Origin of the sequence: Microbispora sp. ATCC PTA-5024 (genome assembly GCF_000511135.2) — a bacterium.
Classification (GTDB): Bacteria; Actinomycetota; Actinomycetes; order Streptosporangiales; family Streptosporangiaceae; genus Microbispora; species Microbispora corallina.
In genome coordinates this window covers 1,539,354-1,564,570 of the sequence record NZ_KI866522.1, presented here as the reverse complement: position 1 = coordinate 1,564,570, position 25,217 = coordinate 1,539,354, and the positions used below count along the sequence as shown (strand labels likewise).

Genomic DNA, 25,217 nt, shown 5'->3' with positions numbered 1-25,217 from the left:
GGAACGCCTGTGAGTTACACCCGAACCCTGATGACCATCCTTGACCGGCTCGCCTCCACGCAGGAGGAGGTGCTGGCGACCGTGGCCGAGCGCTGCGCGGACGCCGTCGAGAACGGCGGCCTCATCCACCTGTTCGGCAGCGGCCACTCGGTGATCCCCACCTTGGACGCCTTCCCCAGGTACGGCAGCTTCGCGGGCATCCACCCGCTCACCGATCCCCGGCTGATGTGGCACAACGTGCTGGGGCCGGGCGGGGTGCGCGAACTGCTCTGGCTGGAGCGGACCGAGGGGTACATCAAGCAGTACCTGGACCACGAGCCGCTCGCCCCCGGCGACGTGCTGGTGGTCTACAGCCACGGCGGCAGGAACGCGGCGCCCGTCGAGGCGGCCATGTACGGCGCCAAGCGCGGCCTGTTCACCGTCGCGGTCACGTCGGTGGCCAACCTCGAACGCCCGGCCGAGCACTCCAGCGGCCAGCGGATCGCGGAGGTCTGCGACGTCACGATCGACACGGGCGTGCCCGTCCAGGACGCCATCATCGAGGTGGACGGCTGGGACCGTCCGGTAGGGGGCGCCTCGACGGTGGTGGCCAGCGTGGTCAGCCACGAGATCGTCACCCGTACGGCCGCCGTGCTGGCCGGCCGGGGCGTCGTGGTGCCGACGTTCGTCTCCCCGACGGTGCCCGGGGCCACCGTCTCGTCGAACGACGAGGTGTTCGCCGACCACCAGCGCCGCCTGCACGCCGCCGCAGGGCGCGACCAGCGGTGAGATGACGGCCGTACGGCCGAGGGCCTGATCGCCGTTCGCCGGTGATCAGGCCCTTCCGTATCCGTTCGCCGCGTTCCCTGGCGTTGCGCATCGCTGCCGCCGCGACGCCGCCCACAACCCCGGCACGCATGTGCCGTCGCGGCTAGAGACCGGTGTCGAGAACCACGGCGGCGCGGTGGACGTCGGCGTTCACAGCGTCGCGGAGCTGGGCCGGTGTCAGGCCGGCGGCGAGATGCCTGCCCAGGCTCTGGAACTGGATCTGCCACAGACCGATGAGGGCGATCGCGGCGATGCGGGGCTCGGGTGCGTCCTGCCCGACGCCTGCCCGCTCGGCCAGCGCGCGGGCGGCGGCGGCGATGAGCCTGTCGGTGGCCTCGCGCTGGTGGGCCTGGAGCGCGGGCGTGGAGCGCAGCAGGGCGCCGAAGCGCAGGATCAGCTCGACGGCGTGGCCCGGGTCGTCCTGCGCGGACAGCCAGGAGGTCAGGGCGGTCAGCTCGCCGGACAGGATCGCCAGCGCGGCCTCGAGCGGCGGCCGCGTGGGGTCGGCCAGCGTGCGGAGGGAGGCCGCCGTGCTGTCCCACAGGTCGAGGATCAGCGACTCCTTGGTCGGGAAGTAGTTGTAGACGGTCTTCTCCGTCACGCCGCACGCCTCGGCGATCTCCGTGACCCGTACGGCGTCGAAGCCCCGATCGAGGAACATCCGGGTCGCGGTGTCGGACAGCCGGCGGCGCAGCAGCCGCTTCTTGCGCTCCCGCGGTCGTTCGTCCTCGGGTACGTGCTGATCGCGCAGCATCGGCCAGTCCACCGCACGCATGCTCACGATCCCAGACTATTACAGTCCCTGAAGTTTTCGAGTAGCCTCTCTTTCAGTGACTGAAAAAACAGTCGGAGGAGGTCTGGCATGTCCGAGATCCGCATCGTCTGCGACTACCCGCACGCCGTGGAGAAGGTGTGGCGTGCCGTGACCGACCCCGAGCTCATCCCGCGATGGACCGCGACCGGCGCCGGCGCCCGGGCGGAGGGATTCGCCCCGGTCGTCGGCACCCGGTTCCGGTTCGTCGCCAAGCCCAGGCCCGGGTGGAGCGGCGTCGTGCACTGCGAGGTGCTGGAGGTGGACGAGCCGTCCCTGCTGCGCTACTCCTGGGCCGGCGGCGACGGGAACGGCGAGACCACCGAGGTCGTCTACCGGGTGCAGCCCCACGACGGCGGCACCCGGTTCGTCTACGAGCACACCGGCTTCACCGGCTTCGGCGGCGCCTTCATGGCCCGTTTCCTTGGCCGCGTCCGCCGCAGGATGCTCACCGTGGGCCTGCCCGCCGTGCTCGACGACCTCGACGCGCCTCGCGGCGCCGGCCCCTCCGCGCCCAGGACCTGAGCGCACGCTCGTTCAGGCGGGGTCGGCGGCCGCCTCCCGGCGCTCGTGGGCGGCGGCGAGGATGAGATACGCACTGGCCGTCCAGGTGTAGGCGCGGTCGCGCAGGCCGGTGCCGCTGCCGGCGTCGAAGTTCTCCGCGAACCCCGACTTCTCGCACAGGGCGCGGAAGCGGGCGCTGATCTCGTCGGCCAGGTCGGCGTACCCGGCGCGGCGGAGCCCGTCCTCGACGAGGACGGTCGAGGGCGCCCAGATCGGGCCGCGCCAGTATCCGTCGTCCTGGTAGTGCTCCGACGTGGGGAGCTCCGTGGCGAGCCCGAACGCGGTCAGGTGCGTCTCGATCCGGGCGGCCAGGACGTCGCGGACGGACGCGGGCAGCTCCTCTCCCAGGACGATGGGCATGAGGTCGAGCAGGCTGGAGCTGGACCACGTCCGTCCGGAGTGCACGCCCCGGGCGACGAACCTGTCGCCGTCCCACAGCTCGGCGATGAGCGCGTCGCGCATCCGGCCCGCCGCCTCCGACCAGCGGTCCGATGCCTCGGGACGGCCGAGTTCGCCGGCAAGGCGGGCGAGCTCGCGCATCTGGAGGATGAGGAAGGCCGCCAGGTCGGCGCTCTCGACGAGGCGCTCGGGGTCGAAGGTGGTGGCGTTGTCCCAGCCGCTGTCGTTGCCGTGCTGGTAGTGGGGGAGCTCGCGGCCGGGGACGCGGCGGGCGGTGAGCCAGAAGCCGGTCCACCCCTCCAGCAGCCGGTAGACCTCGGCGGGCTCGCGCTCGTGCAGCGGGCGCAGCAGTCCCAGGGCCCACCCGTGGATCGGCGGCTTGACGAAGTTGTGGAGCACCTCGGAGTGGGTCACGGAGTCAGGCAGCGCGCCCGCCGCGTCCTGGTGGTCGAAGGGCAGCCGGAACTGGTCCCATGCCAGCTCGGGCAGGCCGCCGGCGAGAGCGATGGCGTTGAAGCAGTGGTCCCAGCTCCACACCTTGTCCATCCAGTGCTTCGACATCAGCACCGCCGGCCGGGTGACGAACCCCGCCGCGCGTACGGTGGCCGACCACAGGACGTAGGCGGCCAGCTCCGCCGCCGGGGTGCGGTCGCTGCGCCAGGGCGCCACCGCGTCGCGGAACGCCTCGAACTCGGCTCGCGCGGCCGCCGCCACGTGCTCGAAGTCGTCCCCGCCGACGTAGGGGGCGCGGGCGGTCTCGTACTCCTCGATCGCGACCTCCCACGGCTCGCCGTCGCCGGGCAGCACGACGCCGCGCTCGGCCGTGCCGAGCGCCTGCGCTCCCAGCGCCTCGGCGCGGCCGGCGAGCAGGGTGATGCGGTAACGGCGTCCCGTCTGGTACACCGTGAAGACCCACGAGCCGTCCCCGGGATCCTGGTAGAAGTACGGGCCGCTGAACGGCGTGAGGACCGGGTCGGCCGCCAGCAGGCGGAGGCCGAGGCCCTGGCCGCGCACGCGCGCGGTGTCGGGATTCTCGTAGGCGAGGTCGATCCGGCCGGTGTCGTGGGCCCAGGTGAGCCGGTGTGGTGCGGCGGTGACGGTCGTCTCGGCGCGGACGCCCTCCACGGTGGGGATCAGCCGCAGGATCGGGTGCATGCCGGTCTGGTGCGACACCAGGTGGACGTCCTGCGCGTACTTCTTCTCCCCGATCACCGGAGAGAAGTCGAACCACGATCCGCGGAAGCTGAACGGGATCTCCTGCGGGGAGAACACCGGGCCTGCGGCGACGGTCATGAAGTGGGAGTCCCTTCGAACAAGAGGGTGAGGAGGACGGGCGGGGACGGCCGGTCGGTGTCCGGCCACGCCCGGGTCTAGTGCTTGACCGCGCCCGCCGTGACGCCGGCGGCGACGTAGCGCTGGGCGACGACGAGCAGGACGGTGGCGGGGATGGACGCGATGACGGCGGTGGCCATGATGGCGTTCCACTGCTGGTTGTTGTTGCCGATGTAGTGGTAGATGCCGAGCGTGATCGGCTGGTGGCCGCCGCCCTGGTCGAGGGTGCTGGCGTAGACGAAGTCCGACCAGGCCCACAGGAACGTGAACAGGGACACGGTGATGATGGCGTTGCGGCTGACGGGCAGCACGATCGACCGGAAGGTCCGCAGCGCCCCCGCGCCGTCGACGCGGGCCGCCTGCACGAGCTCGTCCGGGATTCCGGACATGAACGTGGTGAAGATCAGCACGGCGAACGGGACGGCGAGGGTGGAGTCGGCGACGATCAGTCCGGGGAGGGTGTTGAGCACGCCGGTGCTGAGGAAGATGGCGTAGAAGCCCATCGCCATGATCACCGCGGGGATCATCTGCGCGATCAGCAGCACGAAGCTCAGCACGCCGCCGCCGCGGGGGCGCAGCTTGGCCAGCGAGTACGCGGCGGGCGCGGAGATGGCCAGGGTGAGGACGACCGTGCCGGCTCCCACGATCAGGCTGGTGGCCAGGTAGGGGCCCTGCTGTTCCAGGACCGCGCGGTAGCCCTCCAGGGTGCCGTGGACCGGGAACCAGTACGGCGGCGACTTGCGCATGTCCTGGTCGCGGGTGAACGACACGTTGATCATCCAGTAGACCGGGAACAGCATCAGGGCGGTGAAGACCACGCCCAGGCCGGTCCGCCACCAGCCGCGCCGTGCCGCGGTCATGCCGCCACCTGCCGTCGCTGCACGCGGATGTAGATCAGGCCGAAGACCAGGGCCATGACGATCAGCAGGTTGCCGACGGCGGCGCCGGGGCCGAAGGCCGGCAGCAGGTTGCCGAACCCGAGGCGGTAGGACCAGGTGGCGAAGGTGGTGGAGGAGGTGCTCGGCCCGCCCTTGGTCATGATCCAGATGATGTCGAACACCTTCAGTGTGTAGACGAGGCCGAGCAGCAGGGTGATGGCCGACACGGGGCGCAGCAGGGGGAAGGTCACCGAGCGGAACCGCCGCCAGCCGACGGCGCCGTCGAGCGCGGCGGCCTCGTCGATGGCCGGGTCGATGGCCTGCAGGCCGGAGTACAGCACGACCAGGTTGAACGGGATGCCGATCCAGATGTTGGCGATGGTCACCGACCACAGCGACCAGTCCGGCGAGGTCAGCCAGTGGACGGGCCCGATGCCGAACGCGGCGAGGACGGCGTTGACGACGCCGGAGTCGCTGTTGAGCATCCACGACCAGGTCGAGGACGACACGATGAGCGGCAGCAGCCACGGCACCAGGAACAGCGCGCGCAGAGTGGCCGACAGGCGGAAGTTCCGGGTGAAGAACACCGCCAGGGCGAGCCCGATGGTGAACTGGAAGGCCAGGGACACCACGGTGAACACCATGGTGTGCCACAGCGCCGGCCCGAACGTGGCGTCGCGGACGACCTTCGCGTAGTTGGCGAGCCCGGTGAACGGGGCGTCGCCCTGCACGAACGAGCGGACCGTGTAGTTGCGCAGGCTCAGCTCGATGTTGCGGTAGAGCGGGTAGGCGTAGAAGACCAGCAGGTAGACGGCGACCGGGGCCAGGAAGGCCCAAGCCGTCCACTGCCCGGCCCACCGGCGGCGGACGACCCCGCGCCGCCCCGCCCCGGACGGCGCCGCCCGATCCCGTCCACGCCGTTCGCCCGCCACGGCCGCGGGCGGCGTCTGTGTCGCGTGATTCATCCTGTCCTTCATCCGTGCGAGGACGGAGGGCGTCCCGGGGCGCCGGCGCGCCCCGGGACCCACCTCCGGCCCCTGTTCCTGGGTGTCCTACTGGGTGGCGCTGGCGGCCGCGGACTGCGCGTCGGCCATCGCCTGCTGTGGGCTCTTCGACCCGCTCAGCGCCGCCTGCACCCCGCCCCACATCGGCTCGGAGATCTTCGGGTACTTCGTTCCGAGGTTGTCACTGGTACGGCCCTTGGCCGCCTTGACCGCCTCCACCCACACCTTCAGGGCGGCGTTCTGCTCGACCTGCTTGGCCTGCACCTGCTCGGTCGGGGCGATGTACGAGAGCGTGGTCGTGGTGGTGAGCGAGTTGTCCGTGCTGGTCAGGCACGTCACCAGCTTCTGGGAGGTGGCGTAGCGGGCCGTGTCCTTCTGCACCGGGATGCTGACGAACTCGCCGCCGGTCGGGGCCGGCGCGGTCCCGCCGTCCTTCGCCGGGATGGGGATGATGCCGTACGGGAAGCCAGCCTTCTCGGCGTTGGCCAGCTGCCAGGTGCCGTTCTCGGCGAAGGCGAAGTCGCCGGTGGCGAACTCCTGCCAGCTCGTGGTCTGGGTGTTGTTGATCACCGAGTTGGGGGCGTACCCCTTCTTCAGCCAGTCGGTCCACAGCGCGACGGCCGAGACCCCCTCGGGGGAGTCCAGCTTGGTGAGGTTGGCCCCCGACCCCCAGAACCACGGCAGGAACTGGAAGCTGCCCTCCTCCGTGCCGATCGCGGAGAACGTGATGCCCTTCTTGCCCGCCGCCTTCACCTTCTCCAGCGCCGCGGTCAGCGACGCCCAGTCCTTGATGCCGTCGGCCTCCACCCCCGCCTTCTTCAGCACGTCGCTGTTGTAGTAGAGCGCCAGCGTGTTGGCCCCGATCGGGACGCCGTAGGTCTTGCCGCCGCTCTGACCCGCGGCCAGGAGGTTGGGCGCGATCGCGGAGGTGTCGAGCTTGTTCTCCTCCGTCGTGGTCAGGACCCCGGCCTCGGCCAGCGTGGAGACCACCGGGTTGTCCACGATCAGCACGTCCGGCGCGTTGCCCTGCTGCGCCGCCAGCAGCGACTTGTTCGTCAGGTCGGTCGTGTCGTAGCCCGTGCGCTCGACCGTCACCCCCGCCTGGGTCCCGCACTGCGTGAGCAGCTTCACCCACTCCGAGTCCTTGTCGTACTGCGGGTACGGGTCCCAGATCGTGTAGGTCCCGCCACCGGCGGCCTGGCTCGCGGTGCCTCCACCGCCACCTCCACCGCCGCCGTCGTTCGAGGACGAGCATCCGGCGAGACCGCCGGCGGCCACGAGGGCCGCTAATCCAAGGCCGGCCGCGCGCCGGCCGACTGCCGCTGATCCCATGGTTATGACCTCCGCTGACACGTGCTGAGCGGCTATCTCCTCCGATATCGAATCGGTTCGCTGAACATAGGACGAGACGCCGCCCGCGTCAATGGGGTCGGTGGAAACGCCCTCGTAACGAAGGCCGCTGCCGCTGTCTGCTCGATTCGACCTACCATGTGCGTGTCGGTCTGATCAGGTGAGGAGCGCGGGTGAACATCGGGGAGATCGCCAGGAGGTCGGGCGTGGCGCGCAGTACCGTCTCCTACGCGCTGAGCGGCAAGCGTCCCGTCTCGGAGGAGACCCGCCGGCGCATCCAGGCGGTCATCGACGAGCTGGGCTACCGGCCGAACGCCGTCGCGAAGGCGCTCAAGGAGGGCAGGACCCACACGATCGGCCTGGTCATACCCCCGGCCAGCCGGCGCCTGACCGACATGCAGCTCGGCTTCGTGGCCAGCGTCGTCGACGCCGCGGCGCGAGCCGACCTGGACGTCCTGCTGTCACCGTCGGGCGGCGAGCACGACCGCTCCTTCGAGCGCGTGGTCGCCGGCAGGCGCGTGGACGGCGTCATCGTCATGGAGATCCGGCTGGAGGACGAGCGCGTCACCCGTCTGCGCCAGTCGGGGCTGCCCTTCGTCGGCATCGGCCGCACGCGTCACCCCGAGGAGATGTCCTGGGTGGACATCGACTATGAGACGCTGATGGCCAAGTGCGTGCACCACCTGGCCGACCTGGGTCACCGCCAGATCGCCCTGGTCAACCGGTCCGCGGAGCTGGTGGCGGCCGGGTACGGCCCCGGCCACCGGGCGCAGACGGGGTTCACCCGGGCGGTCGCCGAACGCGGCCTGCACGGCGTGGAGATGTGCTGCGCGGACGACATCAACTCCGGGGTGTCCTGCGTCGAACAGCTCCTCGACGAGCACCCCGGGCTGACCGCCATCGCCACCGTCAACGAGTCCGCCACCCCCGGCGTGTACCGCGCGCTCTCCAACGCCGGCCTGGTCGTGCCCCGCGACTTCTCCATCGCCGGCGTCGCCGCCGGCCACCTGGCGGAGAACCTGCACCCGCCGCTCACGGCCGCCGACGTGCCCGCGGACGAGCTCGGCGCCCGCGCCGTCGAGATGCTCATCCGGCGGATCGCCGATCCCGCCACCTCGCACGGCCACTTCCTGGTCGCCCCGCCCATCTCCCTCCGCGGCACGACCGGGCCCGCCCGCCCCCGCGGCCCGCTCGCCTGAGACCCTCGTACGCCTTTCGGAGCGCCAAAAGGCGGGCGCACGCGCCTTCGGAGGCGAATCGATTCGCCACGCAGGCCTGGGCCGGAGGCCGGGTGCGCGCACCCGGCCTCGCCGGTCCCGCCGTCGTCAGGGCTTGACCGCGACGCCGCCGTAGGCCCAGGCGTGGCCGCCGCCCGGGATCCACTCCTGGTAGGCGCTCTCGTCCGGCCGCCACCGCACCACCTCGACCAGGCCGGGGTCGACCATCTCCCAGCCGTCGAAGAACCGCGCCACCTCGGCGTGCGTCCGCGGCACCATGGGCGCGCTGCTCTTGTCGTACGGCTTGGTGAAGTCCTCGTCGCGCACCTGCGGGGCGAAGTCGAGCGTGATGTGCGACAGCAGCAGGTGGCTGCCCGAGGGGACGGCCGCCTTGAACCGGTCGATCGTCACATACGGGTCCTCCTCGTCGGTGACGAAGTGCAGGACGCCCGCGAGGATGACGGCCACCGGCCGGCTGAAGTCGATCAGCTCCGTGATCTCGGGATGGGACAGGATCGCCTCGGGCTCGCGGAGGTCGGCCTCGATGACGGTGGTCGTGCCGGGGGAGTTTCCCTTCAGCAGGGCCCGGCCGTGCACGAGGACGATCGGGTCGTTGTCCACGTACGCGACGCGGGCCTCGGGGTTGATCTCCTGCGCGACCTCATGGGTGTTGCCCTGGGTGGGGATGCCGGTGCCGATGTCGAGGAACTGCGTGAGCTCGGCGTCACCGGCGAGGTAGCTCACGGCCCGGCGGAGGAAGGCGCGGTGGGCGCGGACGCCCTCGCGGGTGCCCGGAGAGACCTTGACGAGCTGCTCGGCCGCCTCGCGGTCGGCGGCGAAGTTGTCCTTGCCGCCCAGCAGGTAGTCGTAGATCCGGGCCGGGTGCGCGATCTCGGTGTTGATCCGGGAGGCGGCACTCAGATGGGGGGCCGGGTCGTGCATGGATGCTCCTTGTCTGTCTCGGGTGAGCCGGAGGCCTCCGGGGGCGTCGCGCGCCCCCGGAGGCCTCCGGTGTCCCGGGTGTCAGGGTGTGGTCAGATCAAAACGGTTGACGGTGACGGCGCCGCCCAGGGCCTGGGTGGCGTAGTTGAAGATGGCGAAGCGGTAGCCCATGAAGAACTGCCAGGCGTTGCCCATCGTGAAGGCGGGCCCGAAGGAGGTGAAGTTCACCCCGTCGGTGCTGTAGGAGAAGCGTGCCTGACGCCCGGTGCCGGGCCGGATGTCGGCGTTGACCCGCAGCCAGATCCGCCCGCCGGAGACCGGTGTGGAGGCCACCTCGGTCCCGGTGCCGGTCGTCTGCCAGCTGCTGTTCATGGTGAGGTTGTTGGTCGCGACCAGGCGGGTCTGACCGTTGTCGCGGCGGACGCCGATCCAGGCGGACGAGTCGCGGAGCATGGCCAGCCCGGCCCGGTCCCCGTCCCGCATCGTGGAGTAGTCGAGCTGGATCGTGGCCGTGGACGAAGGACCGAGGATGCGGTGGGTCACCGTGTTGCGCGCCGAGTAGAGGTCGTTGGTCACGGTGGCCGTCTGCAGCCGCAGCCCGTTGCCCACGCTGTACTTCGTGGTGTCGGGGTTGTGGTTCCACTCCCACTCCGGCCCGAGGGCGGTGCCGGTGAAGGTGTCGGTCCCGGTCGGGGACTTCACCTCGCGGGGCGGGCGCGGGACGTTGGGATAGGGGTAGGAGGCGCCCCAGGCGTTGTTCACCGTCTGCACCACGGGCCACCCGTCGGAGGTCCAGGTGATGGGGGCCAGCACCGGGACCCGGCCGCCGGGGTAGGCGTCCTGGAAGGCCATGTAGTACCAGGCGCCGTTCTGGGTCTGCACGAGCCCGCCCTGGTGGGGGACGCCGCCGCCGGAGACCGGGCCGGACATGTTCAGCAGGACCTGCCGCATCGTGTACGGGCCGAACGGGCCGCCGCTGGACTTCAGGATGTACTGGCCGTTGGCGGGGCGGGTGAGGAAGATGTAGTAGCTACCGTTGATCTTGTACATGCGCGACCCCTCCAGCGTCCCCACGTCGGACGGGGTCTGGAACACCTGCTGGGCGCGGACCTGGGTCTTCCCGTCCGCGGACAGCTGCGCAACGCTGATGCCGGTGTTGCCGTACGACACGTACATGGTGTCGTCGTCGTCGATCAGCAGCCCGGCGTCGTAGTAGCAGTTGTTGATCGTGGTGTGCCGGTTCCAGGGGCCTTCGACCGACGTCGCGGTGTAGATGTAGGTCTTGGAGAAGTCGATGCAGCCGCCCCAGTAGAAGGTCTTGTTGCTCTTGCGGTAGTTCAGGAACGAGGCCCACACGCCGTTGACGTAGGCGCGTCCGCCGTTCAGGTCGTACTTGGACCCGAAGTCGAGCGTGGGGACCGAGTGCCCGGCGAACTCCCAGTGCACCAGGTCGTAGGAGCGCAGGATCGGCGCGCCGGGGGAGTAGTGCATCGTGGAGGCCGAGTAGTAGTAGGTGTCGCCGACCCGGATCACGTCCGCGTCCGCCAGGTCCTCCCACAGCACCGGGTTCGAGTACGTCGACGACGGCGGCCACGGCCCCGACGGCGACGGCGACGGGCTGGGGGACGGGCTCGGTGAGGGGCTGGGGCTTGGGGAGGGGCTGGGCGACGGGCTGGGGGATGGGCTCGGCGACGGTGACGGGCTGGGACTCGGCGACGGGCTCGGTGAGGGGCTCGGTGAGGGGCTGGGACTGGTCGTGACGCCTCCCGTGCACAGGGTGCCGTTCAGGGTGAACGCGGCGGGGACGGGGTTGGCGGAGTTGTTCCAGCTGCCGTTGAACCCGAAGTTCGCGGTGCCGCCGGTCGGGATGGCGGCGTTCCACCCGGCGTCGCTCACGGTCACCTGCGACCCCGACTGGGTGTGGCTGCCGTTCCACAACTGGGTGATGGTCTGCCCGGCGGTGAACGACCACGCCAGCTTCCAGCCGTTGACGGGGTCGCCCAGGTTGTCGATCGTCACGTTGGCGCCGAAACCGCCGGGCCACTGGTTGGTCACCGAGTAGGTGACCCGGCATCCGGCGGCCGCGTGGGCGGAGCCGGCGGTCACGATTCCGGCGGCACCGAGCGCGGCGGCCATCGCGGCGGCGAGCCAGCGTCGATGGCGGGTGATGGACAAGGAAATCCTCCAAGGGGGTGGATCCATCGAATGCGGCCGCTGTTCCGGTGCGCCCTGCTCGCCGGCGCCTCCCGTGGTCCGTAACCGCCCGCTGTCGCTGTTAGCGCTAACATCTCGGCGACGGGGACAACGGGGGCGTGCGGATCAGGCGAGGGGGGACGAGAAGCGTCGTGCGGACGGTCGTCTGCGCCGACGTCCCCGCAGGGCGGGCGGCGCACTGGGCGCATGACCTGCGCCGGTGCGGCAGGGCCCGCGGGCCGGCCTTCGGAACACGGAGAACCTCCCCGTCGGAAGAACGCGCGATCGATCCTGTGCATGAGGAAGGACCGCGTCGTACCGACGCCCCGAGGTCCCGCCGCACTCCGGACGTCCGGGCCTGAGCCTGCCGGGCATTCGAAGGTGGGGCCAACTTACTACGTAGAGATCGCTTCGCATCAGGTTTCGCCGTTGAGGTCCTTCGGGCTCCTCTCCGTACGCGCGGGACGGGTCGTGGCGGAGCAAAATACGCGCCCGGGGGCGCCGTCAAGGGAACCGCGGCGCGGCGCGACGGGCCCGGGCGGCGCCGGACCCCGGCTCATCTGGGGCGATCGCGGCCGCCCGCACCCGCCGGCACGGGCACCGAAGGTGAAACGTTCACGCCCGCCACCGGCCGGGACGGCGCCGCGGCGCGAGCGAGGCCAGGGGGCCGGTGGCCGCCGGGCCGGGTCGCGGGCGTGACCGCGGCTGGGGCGTCGCGACGGAAAGCGACGGCGGCCTCGGGTGGGGGTCGCGACGGAAAGCGACGGCGGCGTCGGGTGGGGGTCGCGACGGAAAGCGACGGCGGCGTCGGGTGGGGGCGTCGTGGCGGATGCGGCCCGTCAGGCGCGAGTGTGGGGCGGGGGCGTCAGGCGGGCGGGGCCACGGACTCGCGGAGGCGGACCGGCATCGGGATCCGGCGCACCTCGCCCTCGCGGCCGGGGTCCTCGTCGTCCCGCCCCATCTCCGCGAACAGGACGTCGACGGCCGCGCGGCCGAGCTCGTAGTGGGGGAGGGCCACAGTCGTCAGCTTGGGGCGCATCCACGCGGCGATGGGGTGGTCGTCGAACGAGACGACGGACACGTCCGCGGGCACCTTCAGCCCGAAGTCGTCGAGCGCCTGGTAGGCGCCGAGCGCGATGCGGTCGTTGAAGCAGATCAGGGCGCGGGGACGCTCGGTCTCCAGCAGCGCGCGGGTGGCGTCGAGGCCGTACTCCGGCAGCCAGTCGGGGCAGACGCGGGCGCCGGCCGGCTTGACCCCCGCCGCGCCCAGCTCCTCACGGATGCCGAGGAGCCGTTCCACGGCCGCGACGCTTCCGGTGGGGATGTTGCGCGTGCCCGGGCCGGCGCCGATCAGGTGGATGCCGTCGCGGTGCCCGGCGTCGAGCAGGACGCGCGCGGCGGTGCGGCCGGCCTCGATCTCGTCGGGGACGACCGAGGGCAGGGGAGACGGCTGCCGGGGAAGCGCGTTGAGCAGGACCGCGGGGGCGGCCGTCATCCCCTTCGGCACCTTGATGGTCCTCGTGAACATCGAGGCGAGGATGATCCCGTCCACCTGACGGTCGTGCATCGCCTGGAGCAGGTTGCGCTCCAGCTCGGACTCCCCCTCCGTCTCACCGATGAACAGCATCACTCCGCGTTCGCGCGCGGCCTCGAGCGCCCCTTTGATCATGTCGCCGGCGAGCCGCGAGGTCGCGACCGTGTCCGAGACGAACCCGATGGTCCGCGTCGTGCCGGTGCGCAGCCCCACGGAGACTATGTTGGGCCGATACTGCAACTCGTCCGCGGCCTTGATGACGCGCTGCTCGACGTCATGCGAGATGCGCAGCTCCCGGCCCCGGCCGGACAACACGAGCGACGCCGTGGTCGGGGAGACGCCGGCGATCTTGGCGACGTCGGCCAGCGTGACCCGTCGTGGGCTCACCGAGTGACCTCCTGCGTTGTGGGGGTTGACACCCTGCGACACGCATGGTGAGACTATCGCATTGCTAATCCGATTTAGCAAACCTGAGTCCCGGGGCATCCGGCCTGAGCGGCGAGTCCCCGATCTATGAAGGAGACGCAGATGTCGCGTCGAGTTCGCAACCGCTGGAACGGTGCGGTGCTGATGGTCGTCGTGGGGGCGCTCGCTGCGGGCTGTGGGGCGCCCGGCGGCGACGCCCCCCAGACGGAGGCCGGCGGCACGCCCGTCTCGACCACCCCGACCTGCGGCACGGCACCGGTCACGCTGAAGGCGTACATCGAGACCGGCTTCCCCCTGCCGAAAGAGCTCAGCACCGAGTTCACCAAGCAGCACCCGAACGTGAAGTGGAGCATCCGCGAGGACCAGTTTGCGGTGATCACCCAGAACGCCCCGCGGGTCCTCGCGGACGACCCGCCGGACCTCATGCGGCTTCCCCAGGTCTCCGAGCTGGTCAAGGACGGCCTGCTGAAGAACCTCGACGGCTACGCGAAGGCGTTCGGCTGGGACTCCTGGCCGGCCTCGCAGCTCCAGCAGATGCGACTCGGCCCGGGCGGGAAGACGCGCGGCGAGGGCTCGCTCTACGCCATGGGGCTGAACTTCAGCATGACCGGCGTCTTCTACAACAAGAAGCTCGCGGCGAAGATCGGGATGTCGTCCCCGCCCACGACGCTGGCGGAGCTCGACGCCGCGCTCGCGAAGGCCAAGGACGCGGGCATCGCGCCCATCGCCCAGTTCAACGGCGGGGCCACGGGCGGGCTCGCGTTCCCGCTCCAGGACCTCATGGCCTCGTACGGCCCCGCCGCGCCGATCAACGACTGGATCTTCCAGAAGCCGGGCGCCACGATCGACACGCCGTCCAACCTTAAGGCGACCCAGCACCTCGACCAGTGGATCAAGGCCGGGTACTTCTGGAAGGACGTCAACGCGGTCGACTACGCGACGATGATGAGCCGCTTCATCGGCGGCCAGGGCCTGTTCATGTTCAACGGCGACTGGGAGTCGGGCAACCTCGACAAGCAGATGCCGGGAGACGTCGGCTTCTTCCTGATGCCTCCGGCCGAGAAGGGCGGCAAGCTGGCGGCGATGTCCGCCCCGCTCACGTACGGGATCGGGTCGCGCGCCAAGAACGCCGACTGCGCGGCGTTCTTCCTCAACTGGGTGGCCACCGACCCGCAGGCCAGGGACATCGCGGTGAAGGTCGGCGGCTCCCACCCCATGGGTCCGGCCGACGCCCACATGCCGGACGTCGCCGAGGGCACGGTCACGGCGAGCACGCTCCAGGCGGGGGCGGACGTCTCCAAGGACAACGGCGCGATGGACTTCATCGCCAACGCCACGGGCGCGATCTACGCCAAGAGCTGGACCCCGCAGTTGCAGAAGCTCGTCGCCGGCCAGCAGACCCCGGACGGGCTGCTGACCTCGGTGCAGAGCGACTACAAGAGCCAGGTCGGGGGGAGCTGAGCATCGATGGTGCGGTCGATCCCATCGGGACCCGGCGCGGGCCGGCGGCCGTGGTGAAGAAGAGGAGCCCCGCCCCGGCGGCGGGGCTCCGCACCCCCAGCTGGGTCGGCTGGCTGTTCGTCGCTCCGGCGCTCGCCGTCTACGCGGTGTTCGTGCTGCGGCCGATCGTCCTGACCTTCCAGTACTCGCTCTACCGCTGGGACGGCATCGGCCCGTCTACGTGGGCGGGGCTGGACAACTACGTGAAGGTCTTCACCGACCCCGACCTGTTCGACTCCATCCTCAACGCCTTCAAGCTGATCGTGTTCTTCAGCGCGATCCCGGTGGTGCTGGGCCTGGCGATCGCCTCGACGATCCGGCGCATCGCCACCAGCCGGCTCGCGCTCGTGGCCCGGACCGTCCTGTTCCTGCCGCAGGTCATCCCGCTCGTGGCGGCCGGCATCGCGTGGAGCTGGCTGCTCTCGTCGAACGGCCTGGTCAACCAGGTGTTCTCGCACCTCGGCCTCGGCGGCGTGACGCGGGCCTGGCTGGGCGACTTCTCCACCGCCCTGCCGGCGGTCGGCGTGATCGGCGCCTGGGTGCTGCTCGGCCTGTGCACGATCCTCCTCCTGGCCGGACTGAGCAAGATCGATCCGGCGGTCTACGAGGCCGCCCGCATGGACGGCGCCGGGCCGCTGCGGGAGTTCTTCTCGATCACCGTGCCCAGCCTGCGGCAGGAGATCGGCGTCTGCGTCACGGTGACCGTGATCGCGGCGCTGGCCAGCTTCGACATCGTCTTCATCGCGACCCAGGGCGGCCCGGGCAACTCCACCATGGTCCCCGGCCTCGAGATCTACTACCTCGCCTTCTCCGAACGGCAGGTGGGCATGGCCTCGGCGCTGGCCGTCGTGCTCATGGTGCTGGTCCTCGCCTGCGCGCTCCCCGTCCAGTGGCTCACTAAGGACAGGACATCATGATCGTCGGACGTCGCGAGGCGTGGACCGGGCGGCTGCTGCTCGTCCTGCTGATGGCGATCACGGTCATGCCGTTCGTCAGCCTGTTCGTCACGGCTCTGCACCCGTCGGGCAGCTACCCTCCGGGCCTCGATTGGCCGCGCGACCCGCACTGGGGCAACTTCGCCGAGGCGTTCCGGGCCGCGCACATGGGCGAGCTGCTGAAGTCGAGCACGCTCATCGTCCTCGGCGTGGTCCCCGTCTCGCTCCTGCTGGGGACGCTGGCGGGCTTCGCCATCGGCCACCTCCGGATGGCCGGGCGCAACCTGGCGTTCCTGACGTTCGTGCTCGGCCTGACGCTGCCGTTCGAGGGCATCATCACGCCGCTGTACTACCAGGTGCGCGACATGGGCCTGCTGAACACGAGGTGGGCCATCATCCTGCCGCTCATCGGGCTGTTCATGCCGTTCGCCGTCTTCTGGATGCGGGCGCACTTCGTGAACATGCCGGAGGAGCTGTCCGAGAGCGCGCGGATCGACGGCGCGAACGTGTGGCAGCTGTTCTGGCGCGTCCACGTCCCGCTGGCCATGCCGGCGCTCTCGTCCCTGGGCATCCTGCTGTTCCTGTGGACCTGGAACCAGTTCCTCCTCGCGATCGTGCTGGTCGACGACCCGATGAAACGGACGATGTCCGGCGCTCTGGGGGCCTTCCAGGGGCAGTGGGGCACCGACATCCCCCTGCTGTCCGCCGGGTCGCTGCTGATCCTTGCGCCCACGCTCGTGATCTTCATGATCTTCCAGCGCCGCTTCGTCACGGCCCTGCTGCAGGGCTCGCTGAAGGGATGACACGGCGATGAGCGGCACATCGCCCGTCTACGGAGGCATCGAGGCGGGCGGGACGAAATGGGTGTGCGCGGTCGCCGACGCCGGAGGGCGGATCACCGACACCGAGGTGATCCCCACGACGACCCCCGCGGCGACCCTCGGCGGCGCGGTGCGGTTCCTCCGGCGTCACGAACCGCTCGCCGCGATCGGCGTCGGCAGCTTCGGCCCGATCGACCTGCGGCCCGGCTCGCCGTCGTACGGCCACATCACGAGCACTCCCAAGCCCGGCTGGGCGGACACGGACATCGTGTCGCCGCTGCGCGCCGCGCTCGGCGTCCCCGTCCAGGTCGACACGGACGTGAACGCCGCGGCGCTGGGGGAGTGGCGGCGGGGAGCGGCCGCCGGGCTCACGACGTTCGCGTACATGACCGTGGGCACCGGGATCGGGGTGGGCGTCCTTGTGAACGGCCGGCCGGTGCACGGTCTCCTGCATCCCGAGTTCGGCCACATCCGCGTCCCCCGCGACGCGGTGCGCGACCCGTTCGCGGGCAGCTGTCCCTTTCACGGCGACTGCCTGGAAGGGCTCGCGTCCGGCGAGGCGATGCGCCGGCGGTGGGGACGACCCGCCGAGCACCTGGACGACCCGTCGGCGTGGGACCTCGAGGCCGACTACCTGGCCCTGGCCGTCCTCACCCTGACGTACGCCCTGTCGCCCGAGCGGGTCGTCGTGGGCGGGGGCGTGGCGGCCCACCCGTCCCTGCTGCCGGCGGTGCGGGCGAAGGTGCTCGATCTCGCCGCCGGCTACCCGGCCACACCGGCCCTGACCGACCCGGCGGCGACGGCCGCCTACGTGGTCGGGCCCTCCCTCGGCGGCCGTTCGGGGATCACCGGGGCCGTCGAACTCGCCCGCGAGCTCGCGCCGGACGCGGGCTCGCCTGGGTCAGCGGTTGACGACGACGCGCGGGGAAGCGCCCGGCGCGCATGACTGGAGGTTGTCGAATGGCTTATCGGGGGCGTGGCGAGGGGGCGGCGCCACTGGCGGGCTCCGTCCAGGCGGCCGGCGGCCGCGGCCGCCGCGAGGGCGCCGCGTGAACGGCGAACCGGCGGCGCGGTGGACGCGACGGCACCGTGACCTGCTCGCCGCGAGCGCGGGGGGCGCCGACGGCGCCGGGAGTGCGACAACGGCGCCGCTCATCGACTTCGCGGTTCAGCCGCGCGTGCTGCCGCACCACGACATCTGGGACCTGTGGCCGATCCAGGACGAGGACGGCTCGACGTCGGTGGTCGCCGACCGGGAGCTCTGGATGGCGCTGTCCGCGCCCGCCGCCGGCCATCCCGAGGCGCGCCACGACCGGGCCCGCATCCGGCTGCTCGCGAAGGACGGCGACCGCTGGACGGACCTGGGGGACGCCTTCGCAGACGGCGCCTCGCCCGGCAGCCGCGAGTGGTCGGGATCGGCGGTCCGCCGGTCCGACGGCACGGTGTCGGTGTTCTACACCGCGGCCGGGCGGCGGGGCGAGGCGCGGCCGACGTTCGCGCAGTGCGTCGTCGAGGCGCGCGGCGGTCTGGTGTCCGACGGCGGCGGTGTCCGGCTCGACCCGGGGGCCGAGCACCGCGTGGTGCTGCGTTCCGACGGGCGCATGTACCTGCCGGCCGACGAGATCGACGGGGGGCCGGGGCAGATCAGGGCCTTCCGCGATCCCGGCTGGTTCCGCGACCCCGCCGACGGTCGGGAGTACCTGCTCGTCGCCGCGTCCGTCGCGTACGGGGACGGCTTCATGGGCGCCGTGGCCCTCGCCGCTGGCTCCCGGACCGGCGGCTGGTCGCTCCAGCCGCCCCTCCTCGTCGTCGACGGTGTCCACCACGAGATCGAACGGCCGCACGTCGTGGTCCACGGCTCGTCGTACTATCTCTTCTTCTCGGCGCAGCGCTACGGGTTCCACCCGCCGGGGAGCGGGTTCACCGGGCTCTACGGCTTCGTCGCCCCCGCCCTCACAGGCCCGTACACCCCCCTCAACGGGTCGGGGCTGGTGCTCCGCAACCCCTCCGAGCAGATCGACCAGGCGTACGCGTGGGTGGTGCTGCCCGACCGTCAGGTGGTCGGGTTCCTCAACTACCGGCCCGTCGCCGGGGGAGACCCGTGGAAGGCGGAGGCCGCCGAGGCCCGCGCCGGTTTCGGCGGGACGATCGCCCCGGTCCTGGAGCTCACCCTGGACGGAACGCGCACCTCCATCGTGGCCCCCGCTCGGGAGGGGGCTCGGTGAGCTGAGCGCCCGCATCGGGCGTGCGCCCACCTCCGGGAGGGGCCGCGAGCGGAGCGCACATCGGGCGCCCCAATCGGGAGGGGCTCCGTGAGGTTGAGCGCCCGCGTCGACGCCGCGCCCGGTGGGAGCAGAGCGCTCCCACCGGGCGCTCGCGCGGGCGAACGGCCGGTGCGGGACGGCGCGCTCCCAGCTGAAAATTTCACCCCGGGCCCGGGGCGGTCACGCGGCCTCCCATCGGAAGACCCAGGCCAGGGCGGGGTTCGTGGCCCGGGCGTGTCACGGGCGGAGGCCGTACGTTGACGTGCCCCTCGTGCCGGAGTTGGCTGCGGGTACCACCACCCGCCCGTCCGTGACCGGAGCCGCAGCCGGGACCGGCCGGAGGATGTTAACGATAACAACGCACCCACCGGTGTTCGCGCGCCCATGAGGCTCGGCTGACGTCGTGCCATCGGCTCATCTCCGCGCACCTCCGCTCGCGGGAGGCTCACGGGGGTCGTTGTTAGCGCTAACAGCGTCGATGCGGGTGGCCCGGTGACGTGCCGACGGCGGCCCACCCGTGCCGTACCGCGCCCATTCGCCGGCGATCGAGCCCGCACTCCCGAGTACGAAAGGCGCGTTTCATGTCGTCCTTCATCAGCCGCAGACGGCTCCTGCAGGCCACCGGGATGGCGGCCGTCGCCGCGGTGGGGTCCGCCGTCGAATCCGCCGTGGGGGTGCGAGCCGCGCAGGCGACCGTCAACCCCGTGCGCGGGGAGACCGGCGTCTCCGCGTCCGCGTTCGACATGGGCCAGGTGCGGCTGACCGCGAGCCGGTGGATGGACAACCAGAACCGCACGCTTAACTATCTGCGCTTCGTCGACGCGGACCGGCTGCTGTACAACTTCCGGGCCAACCACAGGCTGTCCACCAACGGCGCCGCCTCCAACGGCGGCTGGGACGCGCCGAACTTCCCGTTCCGCGGGCACATGCAGGGGCACTTCCTCACTGCCTGGGCACAGGCGTGGGCGGTCACCGGCGACACCACGTGCCGGGACAAGGCCACCTACATGGTGGCGGAGTTCGCCAAGTGTCAGGCAAACAACAGTGCCGCCGGATTCGGCGCCGGGTACCTGTCCGCCTTCCCGGAGTCCGACTTCGCCAAGATGGAGGCGGGCCAGGGGACCAACGGCAACGTGCCGTACTACGTGATTCACAAGACCATGGCCGGGCTGCTCGACGTGTGGCGCATCATGGACGACACCCAGGCCCGGGATGTGCTGCTGCGGATGGCCGCCTGGGTCGACGGGCGTACCGGCCGGCTGAGCTACAGCCAGATGCAGTCGGTGCTGGGCACCGAGCACGGCGGCATGATGGCGGTCCTGATCGACCTGTACCAGTACACCGGCGACTCCCGCTGGCTGACCGTCGCGCAGCGGTTCGACCACGCCGCGGTGTTCAACCCGCTCGCCGCCGGCCAGGACCAGCTCAACGGCCTGCACGCGAACACCCAGGTCCCCAAGTGGATCGGCGCCGCACGGGCGTACAAGGCGACCGGCACCACCCGCTACCGGGACATCGCCCTCAACGCCTGGACCATCACCGTCAACGCGCACAGCTACGTGATCGGCGGCAACAGCCAGGCGGAGCACTTCCACGCGCCGAACGCCATCGCGGCGTACCTCACCAACGACACCTGTGAGAGCTGCAACACCTACAACATGCTGAAGCTCACCCGGGAGCTGTACACCCTCACCCCGGACCGGGTCGAGCTGGTCGACTACTTCGAACGGGCGCTGCTCAACCAGATGATCGGCCAGCAGAACCCGGCCGACAGCCACGGGCACATCACCTACTTCACCCCGCTCAATCCGGGGGGCCGCAGGGGAGTCGGGCCGGCGTGGGGCGGCGGCACCTGGAGCACCGACTACACCTCGATGTGGTGCTGCCAGGGCACCGGCCTGGAGATGCAGACCAAGCTGATGGATTCCATCTACTTCCACGACGACACCACGCTGATCGTGAACCTGTTCATGCCGTCGGTGCTCGACTGGACCCAGCGCGGGATCACGGTCACCCAGACCACGTCGTACCCGGCCGCCGACACCACGACGCTGACCGTGAGCGGCAACGCCGGCGGGACGTGGTCGATGCGCATCCGGATCCCGGCCTGGACCACCGGGGCCACGATCAGCGTCAACGGGAGCGCGCAGAACATCGCCGCCACCCCGGGCTCCTACGCCACGCTCACCCGGTCGTGGACCAGTGGCGACACGGTCACCGTCCGGCTCCCGATGAAGGTGATCATGCGGGCGGCCAACGACAACGCGAACGTCTCCGCCATCACCTACGGTCCGGTGGTGCTCGCCGGAAACTACGGCAACACCGGGCTCAGCGCGCTGCCGTCGCTCACCACCTCGTCGATCACCCGTACCGGGAGCACGACGCTCGCGTTCACCGCCACGGCCAACGGCTCCACCGTCAACCTGGTCCCGTTCTACGACGCGCAGAACATGAACTACACCGTCTACTGGAACGCCAACGGCCAGAGCAGCGGCGGAACCGCCAACTACCGCCTGGTCAACGTGGGCAGCGGGATGGTGCTCGGCATCCAGAACATGTCCACGGCCGACGGCGGCCTCGCCCTGCAGTGGTACGACTCGGGCACCGCCGACCACAACTGGGTCATGGTCACGGACGGCTCCGCGGTCCGGCTCCGCAACGTCAACAGCGGCAAGGTCCTCGGCGTTCAGAACATGTCCACCGCGGACAACGCGAGCATCCTCCAGTGGTCGGACAACGGCACGGCCGACCACCGGTGGACCCTCGCCGACCAGGGCGACGGGACGTACAAGATCCGCAACGTCAACAGCGGCAAGCTGCTGGGCATCCAGAACGGGTCGGCCTCGGCCGGCGCCTTCGCCGTCCAGCGTCCGGACGACGGCGCCGCCGGAAACCGGTGGCGGCTCGTGCGCAACGGCTGACAGAGCACGTCTCCCCCGGGGGGACGGCGCGGTCCGCTCGCTTACGGGCGATGGGGCGAGCGGACCGCGCCGGTTTCCACAGCGACACGGCGGGCCGTCAGGCCACCCGCGAGGGCGGGACCGTGCACTGCCGCGCCGGGTGGGCGACGAGGCCGAGATGCACGCGCCGCGGGCGGCCCGACCAGGCGGGCGTCGTGGACTCTCGATGAGCGGAGCAGACATGCCATGCGCAGGGCCGTACGACCGGCGGAGCGCGGCCCGCTCCCCGCCGGATCACGCATGCCTGACCTCGCCATCCGGGCGGCCGGCCCAGTGCGGGCCATCCACATGGGAGGCCGTGCGGACTCCTGCTCCTGAATCCACCCCTCGCTCCGAAGGACCCAGATGCGTTTCATCTTCTCCCGGCTACGGCCGGCGCTGGCCGTGGTCGCCGGCGTCGCCGTGGCCGGCGCCCTCACCCCCGCGCTGGCGGCCCATGCCGCCACGGCATGCCGGGTCACCTACACGATCAGCAGTCAGTGGCAGAGCGGCTTCGGCGCCAACGTGACGATCGACAACCTGGGCGACCCGGTCAACGGCTGGAAGCTGACCTGGTCGTTCACCGCCGGGCAGACCGTCAGCCAGTTGTGGAACGGCTCGGTCACCCAGTCGGGCTCCCAGGTCACCGTGAACGACGCCGGCTACAACGCCGCCATCCCCGCCGGCGGCAGCACCAGCTTCGGCTTCAACGGCACCTGGAACAACTCGGCGAACCCGGTGCCCGCCGCCTTCGCGCTCAACGGCGTCGCCTGCACCGGGGGCGTCACCACGAGCCCCACGCCGTCGCCGTCCCCCAGCCCCTCACCTTCACCGTCTCCCTCGCCGTCCCCGAGCCCGTCACCGAGCCCTTCACCGTCACCCTCTCCCTCGCCGAGCCCGTCTCCCAGCCCCAGCCCGTCGCCGAGCCCGTCGGTGTCCCCGACCGGCACGTCGACCGCGTGGCAGAACGGGAGATTCGCGGTGGACACCCCGAACGTGGTGCGGCGGTCGGACATCGTGCTCGCGCACGCCAACACGAGCTCGAGCCAGTTCGTCCCGCTGGGCAACGGCACGCTGGGCGTGGCCGCGTGGGGGGCGAACGGGTTCACCGCGCAGCTGAACCGCAACGACACGATGCCGGACCGCAAGTCGCCCGGCCAGGTGGTCATCCCCGGGCTGAGCCGGCTGACCGGGGCCTCCGACTTCAGGGGCTACCTCGACCTGTACGACGGGACGCTGTACGAGTCCGGCGGCGGGATGACGCTGAAGGCCTATGTGCGGGCCGACACCGCCCAGCTGGTGGTGGACGTGACCGGAGCCGACCCCAACTCCAGCCAGACCGCGCAGGTGAAGCTGTGGAGCCCGCGCAACCCCAGCGCCCAGGCGTCGGGCTCGGTGGCGACGTTGTCGGAGACCTGGACCGACTGCTGCGGGGGCGGCACCTCCGGGCAGACCTTCGGCGTCCTCGCGGGCGTCAGCGCGGGCGGGCGCAACGTGCGAGCCTCCACCCCGGACTCGCGAACGGCGCAGGTGAGCTTCCAGCCCAACAGCGACGGGTCGTTCCGGGTCATCGTGGTGTCCCCGACCTGGAAGGGCGGCAACGCGATGACCACCGCGACCGGCCTGCTGGGCGGCGACCTGACCCGGGGTTCGGCGGACCTGGCGGCGAGCACGCTGTCGTGGTGGCACGACTACTGGAACTCGGTCGGCCTGATCAAGATCACGTCCAGTGACGGGTCGGGCGAGTACTTCGAGAACATGCGGACGCTCTACCTGTTCGCCATGGCGGCGAGCAACCGGGACACCTTCCCGGGCACCCAGGCCGGTGAGGCGAACCTGTTCAATGTGGGCCAGGACACCCAGCCGTGGTACCCGGCCGGGTACTGGTTCTGGAACCTGCGGATGATGATCCAGGCCAACCTGTCGGCCGGCGCGTTCTCCCTGAACTCGCCGATGTTCACCCTCTACCGGAACAACCTGTCCAACATCACGGCCTGGACGAGCGCCCACTACCCCGGGCACCAGGGGATCTGCGTGCCGGAGACGATGCGGTTCAACGGCAACGGCACCTGGTATTCGGGCAACGAGTCCTGCGACTCGACCATCGCGCCCTCCTACAACTCCCAGACCGTCACCTCCGGCGCGGAGATCGGGCTGTGGGTGTGGCAGACCTACCTGGCCACCGACGACAGGGCGTTCCTGTCGGCGAACTACCCGCTGATGCGGGACTCGGCCAGGTTCCTGCTGTCGCACGCCACGACCGGGTCGGACGGCCTGCTGCACACCCACTCCAACGCGCATGAGACCCAGTGGTCGGTGAACGACCCGATCACGGACGTCACCGCGATGCAGGCGCTGTTCCCGGTCACCGCGCAGGCGGCCCAGATCCTCGGCGTGGACGCCTCACTGGTCAGCCAGTTGCAGGCGGCGATCCCGAAGATCCGGCCGCTGCCCCGCACCGACTTCGGGCAGACCCAGGTGCTGTCCCCCTCCGCGGACTCCGCCGGCAACGACATGCTGGCCCTGTCGGCGCAGCCCACGGCGGCCAAGCACAACGTGGAGAACCTCGGCCTTGAGCCGGTGTGGCCGTACAACCTGATCGGGGACAGCGGCAACCAGTCCGACCTGGCCAAGCGCACCTTCAGCCACCGCAGCTACATCACCGAGACCGACTGGAGCTTCGACGCGCTGCAGGCGGCACGGCTGGGACTGGGCGCCGAGATGCGCACGGCGTTGATCGCCAACATCAACAAGTACCAGGTGTTCCAGAACGGGTTCGCCAGCTGGGATCCCTCAAAGCTGACAAACCCCTACCTGGAGCAGCTGGGCGTGACGGCCGCGGCGGTGACCGAGGGCCTGGTGCAGGACTACGACGGCACACTGCGCATCGCCCCCGGCTGGCCGAGCGGCTGGAACGCCGACGGCACCGTGTACATCCAGCACAAGGGCAAGGCCGACGTCCAGATCCGCAACGGGACCCTGGTCACGGTCGCGGTCGAGGCCGGGGCCACCGGCACGGTCAACGTCCGCAACCCCTGGCCCGGCCAGAACGTGACGGTCGTCGACGGCTCGGGGACCACGGTGCTGAGCAACCAGACGGGGACGACGATCGCGATCCCCGCGCAGGCCGGCACGTCCTACCTGATCCAGCGGGCCTCGGCTCCCACCACGTCCCTGCCCTTCTGGCCGGTCGGCGGCAGCCCCGCCACCGCGCCCAAGTCTCTCGGGAGCCGCACCATCGGCGTCCGCTGAGACGGCCGACCCCGGTCCGGGGGCGGGATCCGTCCCGCCCCCGGACCGT

Annotated in this window: 18 protein-coding genes; 10 read left to right on the top strand and 8 right to left on the bottom strand. The window is 71.0% G+C overall.

Features of this window, described 5'->3' with window-relative positions; translation table 11 throughout:
* The first annotated feature begins 9 nt into the window (after positions 1-9).
* Positions 10-768 carry a sugar isomerase domain-containing protein gene (locus MPTA5024_RS06920; protein ID WP_198166985.1) on the top strand — a complete coding sequence of 253 codons (759 nt, stop codon included), beginning with the start codon at positions 10-12 and terminating at the stop codon, positions 766-768.
* Between the two features lie 142 nt (positions 769-910).
* Here MPTA5024_RS06920 and MPTA5024_RS06915 read toward each other — a convergent pair whose 3' ends face one another.
* Positions 911-1,582, bottom strand: coding sequence for a TetR/AcrR family transcriptional regulator (locus tag MPTA5024_RS06915; protein WP_036320871.1), 672 nt, complete (start codon positions 1,580-1,582; stop codon positions 911-913).
* 87 nt (positions 1,583-1,669) lie between these two features.
* Here MPTA5024_RS06915 and MPTA5024_RS06910 point away from each other — a divergent pair, with 87 nt between their 5' ends.
* Positions 1,670-2,143: an SRPBCC family protein gene (locus tag MPTA5024_RS06910; protein WP_051457787.1), complete on the top strand. Its 474-nt coding sequence runs from the start codon at positions 1,670-1,672 to the stop codon at positions 2,141-2,143.
* Positions 2,144-2,155: 12 nt separating this feature from the next.
* On the opposite strand, the gene MPTA5024_RS06905 is transcribed toward MPTA5024_RS06910, so the two are convergent.
* The 4 genes from MPTA5024_RS06905 to MPTA5024_RS06890 all read right to left on the bottom strand — a co-directional run bounded on the left by MPTA5024_RS06905 (position 2,156) and on the right by MPTA5024_RS06890 (position 7,127).
* The gene (locus MPTA5024_RS06905; RefSeq protein ID WP_036320869.1) at positions 2,156-3,874 is read right to left on the bottom strand and encodes an amylo-alpha-1,6-glucosidase; all 1,719 of its coding nucleotides are present in this window, start codon (positions 3,872-3,874) and stop codon (positions 2,156-2,158) included.
* 77 nt (positions 3,875-3,951) lie between these two features.
* Positions 3,952-4,773, bottom strand: coding sequence for a carbohydrate ABC transporter permease (locus MPTA5024_RS06900; RefSeq protein WP_036320867.1), 822 nt, complete (start codon positions 4,771-4,773; stop codon positions 3,952-3,954).
* Positions 4,770-5,756: a carbohydrate ABC transporter permease gene (locus MPTA5024_RS06895; RefSeq protein WP_036320865.1), complete on the bottom strand. Its 987-nt coding sequence runs from the start codon at positions 5,754-5,756 to the stop codon at positions 4,770-4,772. Before MPTA5024_RS06895 ends, MPTA5024_RS06900 begins: the two co-directional genes overlap by 4 nt.
* A gap of 87 nt (positions 5,757-5,843) precedes the next feature.
* Positions 5,844-7,127, bottom strand: a complete 1,284-nt coding sequence (locus tag MPTA5024_RS06890) for a sugar ABC transporter substrate-binding protein (RefSeq protein WP_036320863.1) — start codon at positions 7,125-7,127, stop codon at positions 5,844-5,846.
* A 191-nt stretch (positions 7,128-7,318) separates the two neighbouring features.
* Here MPTA5024_RS06890 and MPTA5024_RS06885 point away from each other — a divergent pair, with 191 nt between their 5' ends.
* Positions 7,319-8,344 (top strand): LacI family DNA-binding transcriptional regulator, encoded by a 1,026-nt coding sequence (locus tag MPTA5024_RS06885; protein WP_036320861.1) that lies wholly within the window; start codon positions 7,319-7,321, stop codon positions 8,342-8,344.
* 126 nt (positions 8,345-8,470) lie between these two features.
* On the opposite strand, the gene MPTA5024_RS06880 is transcribed toward MPTA5024_RS06885, so the two are convergent.
* The 3 genes from MPTA5024_RS06880 to MPTA5024_RS06870 all read right to left on the bottom strand — a co-directional run bounded on the left by MPTA5024_RS06880 (position 8,471) and on the right by MPTA5024_RS06870 (position 13,418).
* Positions 8,471-9,304 (bottom strand): SAM-dependent methyltransferase, encoded by an 834-nt coding sequence (locus MPTA5024_RS06880; RefSeq protein WP_036320858.1) that lies wholly within the window; start codon positions 9,302-9,304, stop codon positions 8,471-8,473.
* Between the two features lie 81 nt (positions 9,305-9,385).
* On the bottom strand, positions 9,386-11,479 hold the full coding sequence (locus MPTA5024_RS06875; RefSeq protein ID WP_198166983.1) for a family 43 glycosylhydrolase: 2,094 nt from the start codon (positions 11,477-11,479) through the stop codon (positions 9,386-9,388).
* 883 nt (positions 11,480-12,362) lie between these two features.
* Positions 12,363-13,418 (bottom strand): LacI family DNA-binding transcriptional regulator, encoded by a 1,056-nt coding sequence (locus tag MPTA5024_RS06870; RefSeq protein WP_036320854.1) that lies wholly within the window; start codon positions 13,416-13,418, stop codon positions 12,363-12,365.
* A 141-nt stretch (positions 13,419-13,559) separates the two neighbouring features.
* Between MPTA5024_RS06870 and MPTA5024_RS06865 the strand changes: the two genes are divergently transcribed.
* From MPTA5024_RS06865 to MPTA5024_RS41915, 7 genes are all read left to right on the top strand, one after another.
* Positions 13,560-14,918 carry an ABC transporter substrate-binding protein gene (locus MPTA5024_RS06865; protein ID WP_036323473.1) on the top strand — a complete coding sequence of 453 codons (1,359 nt, stop codon included), beginning with the start codon at positions 13,560-13,562 and terminating at the stop codon, positions 14,916-14,918.
* A gap of 53 nt (positions 14,919-14,971) precedes the next feature.
* Positions 14,972-15,874 carry a carbohydrate ABC transporter permease gene (locus MPTA5024_RS06860; RefSeq protein ID WP_198166982.1) on the top strand — a complete coding sequence of 301 codons (903 nt, stop codon included), beginning with the start codon at positions 14,972-14,974 and terminating at the stop codon, positions 15,872-15,874.
* A complete protein-coding gene (locus MPTA5024_RS06855; protein WP_036320852.1) occupies positions 15,871-16,695 on the top strand; it encodes a carbohydrate ABC transporter permease in 825 nt (274 codons plus the stop codon). The genes MPTA5024_RS06860 and MPTA5024_RS06855 overlap by 4 nt, the downstream gene beginning before the upstream one ends.
* Positions 16,696-16,702: 7 nt before the next feature.
* Entirely contained in the window at positions 16,703-17,659 is a 957-nt protein-coding gene (locus tag MPTA5024_RS06850; protein WP_051457784.1) for an ROK family protein, read from the top strand.
* Positions 17,660-17,762: 103 nt separating this feature from the next.
* Positions 17,763-18,938 (top strand): glycoside hydrolase family 68 protein, encoded by a 1,176-nt coding sequence (locus tag MPTA5024_RS06845; protein WP_051457783.1) that lies wholly within the window; start codon positions 17,763-17,765, stop codon positions 18,936-18,938.
* 620 nt (positions 18,939-19,558) lie between these two features.
* Complete coding sequence (locus tag MPTA5024_RS06840) at positions 19,559-21,898, top strand: beta-L-arabinofuranosidase domain-containing protein (RefSeq protein WP_036320850.1); 2,340 nt, start codon at positions 19,559-19,561, stop codon at positions 21,896-21,898.
* Between the two features lie 384 nt (positions 21,899-22,282).
* Entirely contained in the window at positions 22,283-25,168 is a 2,886-nt protein-coding gene (locus tag MPTA5024_RS41915) for a cellulose-binding domain-containing protein (protein WP_051457782.1), read from the top strand.
* The last annotated feature ends 49 nt before the right edge of the window (positions 25,169-25,217 follow it).

Coding starts and splice junctions, on each gene's coding strand:
- MPTA5024_RS06840 (WP_036320850.1), top strand. CDS start 19,559: ATGTCGTCCTTCATCAGCCGCAGACGGCTCCTGCAGGCCACCGGGATG.
- MPTA5024_RS06890 (WP_036320863.1), bottom strand. CDS start 7,127: ATGGGATCAGCGGCAGTCGGCCGGCGCGCGGCCGGCCTTGGATTAGCG.
- MPTA5024_RS06865 (WP_036323473.1), top strand. CDS start 13,560: ATGTCGCGTCGAGTTCGCAACCGCTGGAACGGTGCGGTGCTGATGGTC.
- MPTA5024_RS41915 (WP_051457782.1), top strand. CDS start 22,283: ATGCGTTTCATCTTCTCCCGGCTACGGCCGGCGCTGGCCGTGGTCGCC.
- MPTA5024_RS06905 (WP_036320869.1), bottom strand. CDS start 3,874: ATGACCGTCGCCGCAGGCCCGGTGTTCTCCCCGCAGGAGATCCCGTTC.
- MPTA5024_RS06895 (WP_036320865.1), bottom strand. CDS start 5,756: ATGAATCACGCGACACAGACGCCGCCCGCGGCCGTGGCGGGCGAACGG.
- MPTA5024_RS06855 (WP_036320852.1), top strand. CDS start 15,871: ATGATCGTCGGACGTCGCGAGGCGTGGACCGGGCGGCTGCTGCTCGTC.
- MPTA5024_RS06880 (WP_036320858.1), bottom strand. CDS start 9,304: ATGCACGACCCGGCCCCCCATCTGAGTGCCGCCTCCCGGATCAACACC.
- MPTA5024_RS06850 (WP_051457784.1), top strand. CDS start 16,703: ATGAGCGGCACATCGCCCGTCTACGGAGGCATCGAGGCGGGCGGGACG.
- MPTA5024_RS06910 (WP_051457787.1), top strand. CDS start 1,670: ATGTCCGAGATCCGCATCGTCTGCGACTACCCGCACGCCGTGGAGAAG.
- MPTA5024_RS06915 (WP_036320871.1), bottom strand. CDS start 1,582: ATGCGTGCGGTGGACTGGCCGATGCTGCGCGATCAGCACGTACCCGAG.
- MPTA5024_RS06900 (WP_036320867.1), bottom strand. CDS start 4,773: ATGACCGCGGCACGGCGCGGCTGGTGGCGGACCGGCCTGGGCGTGGTC.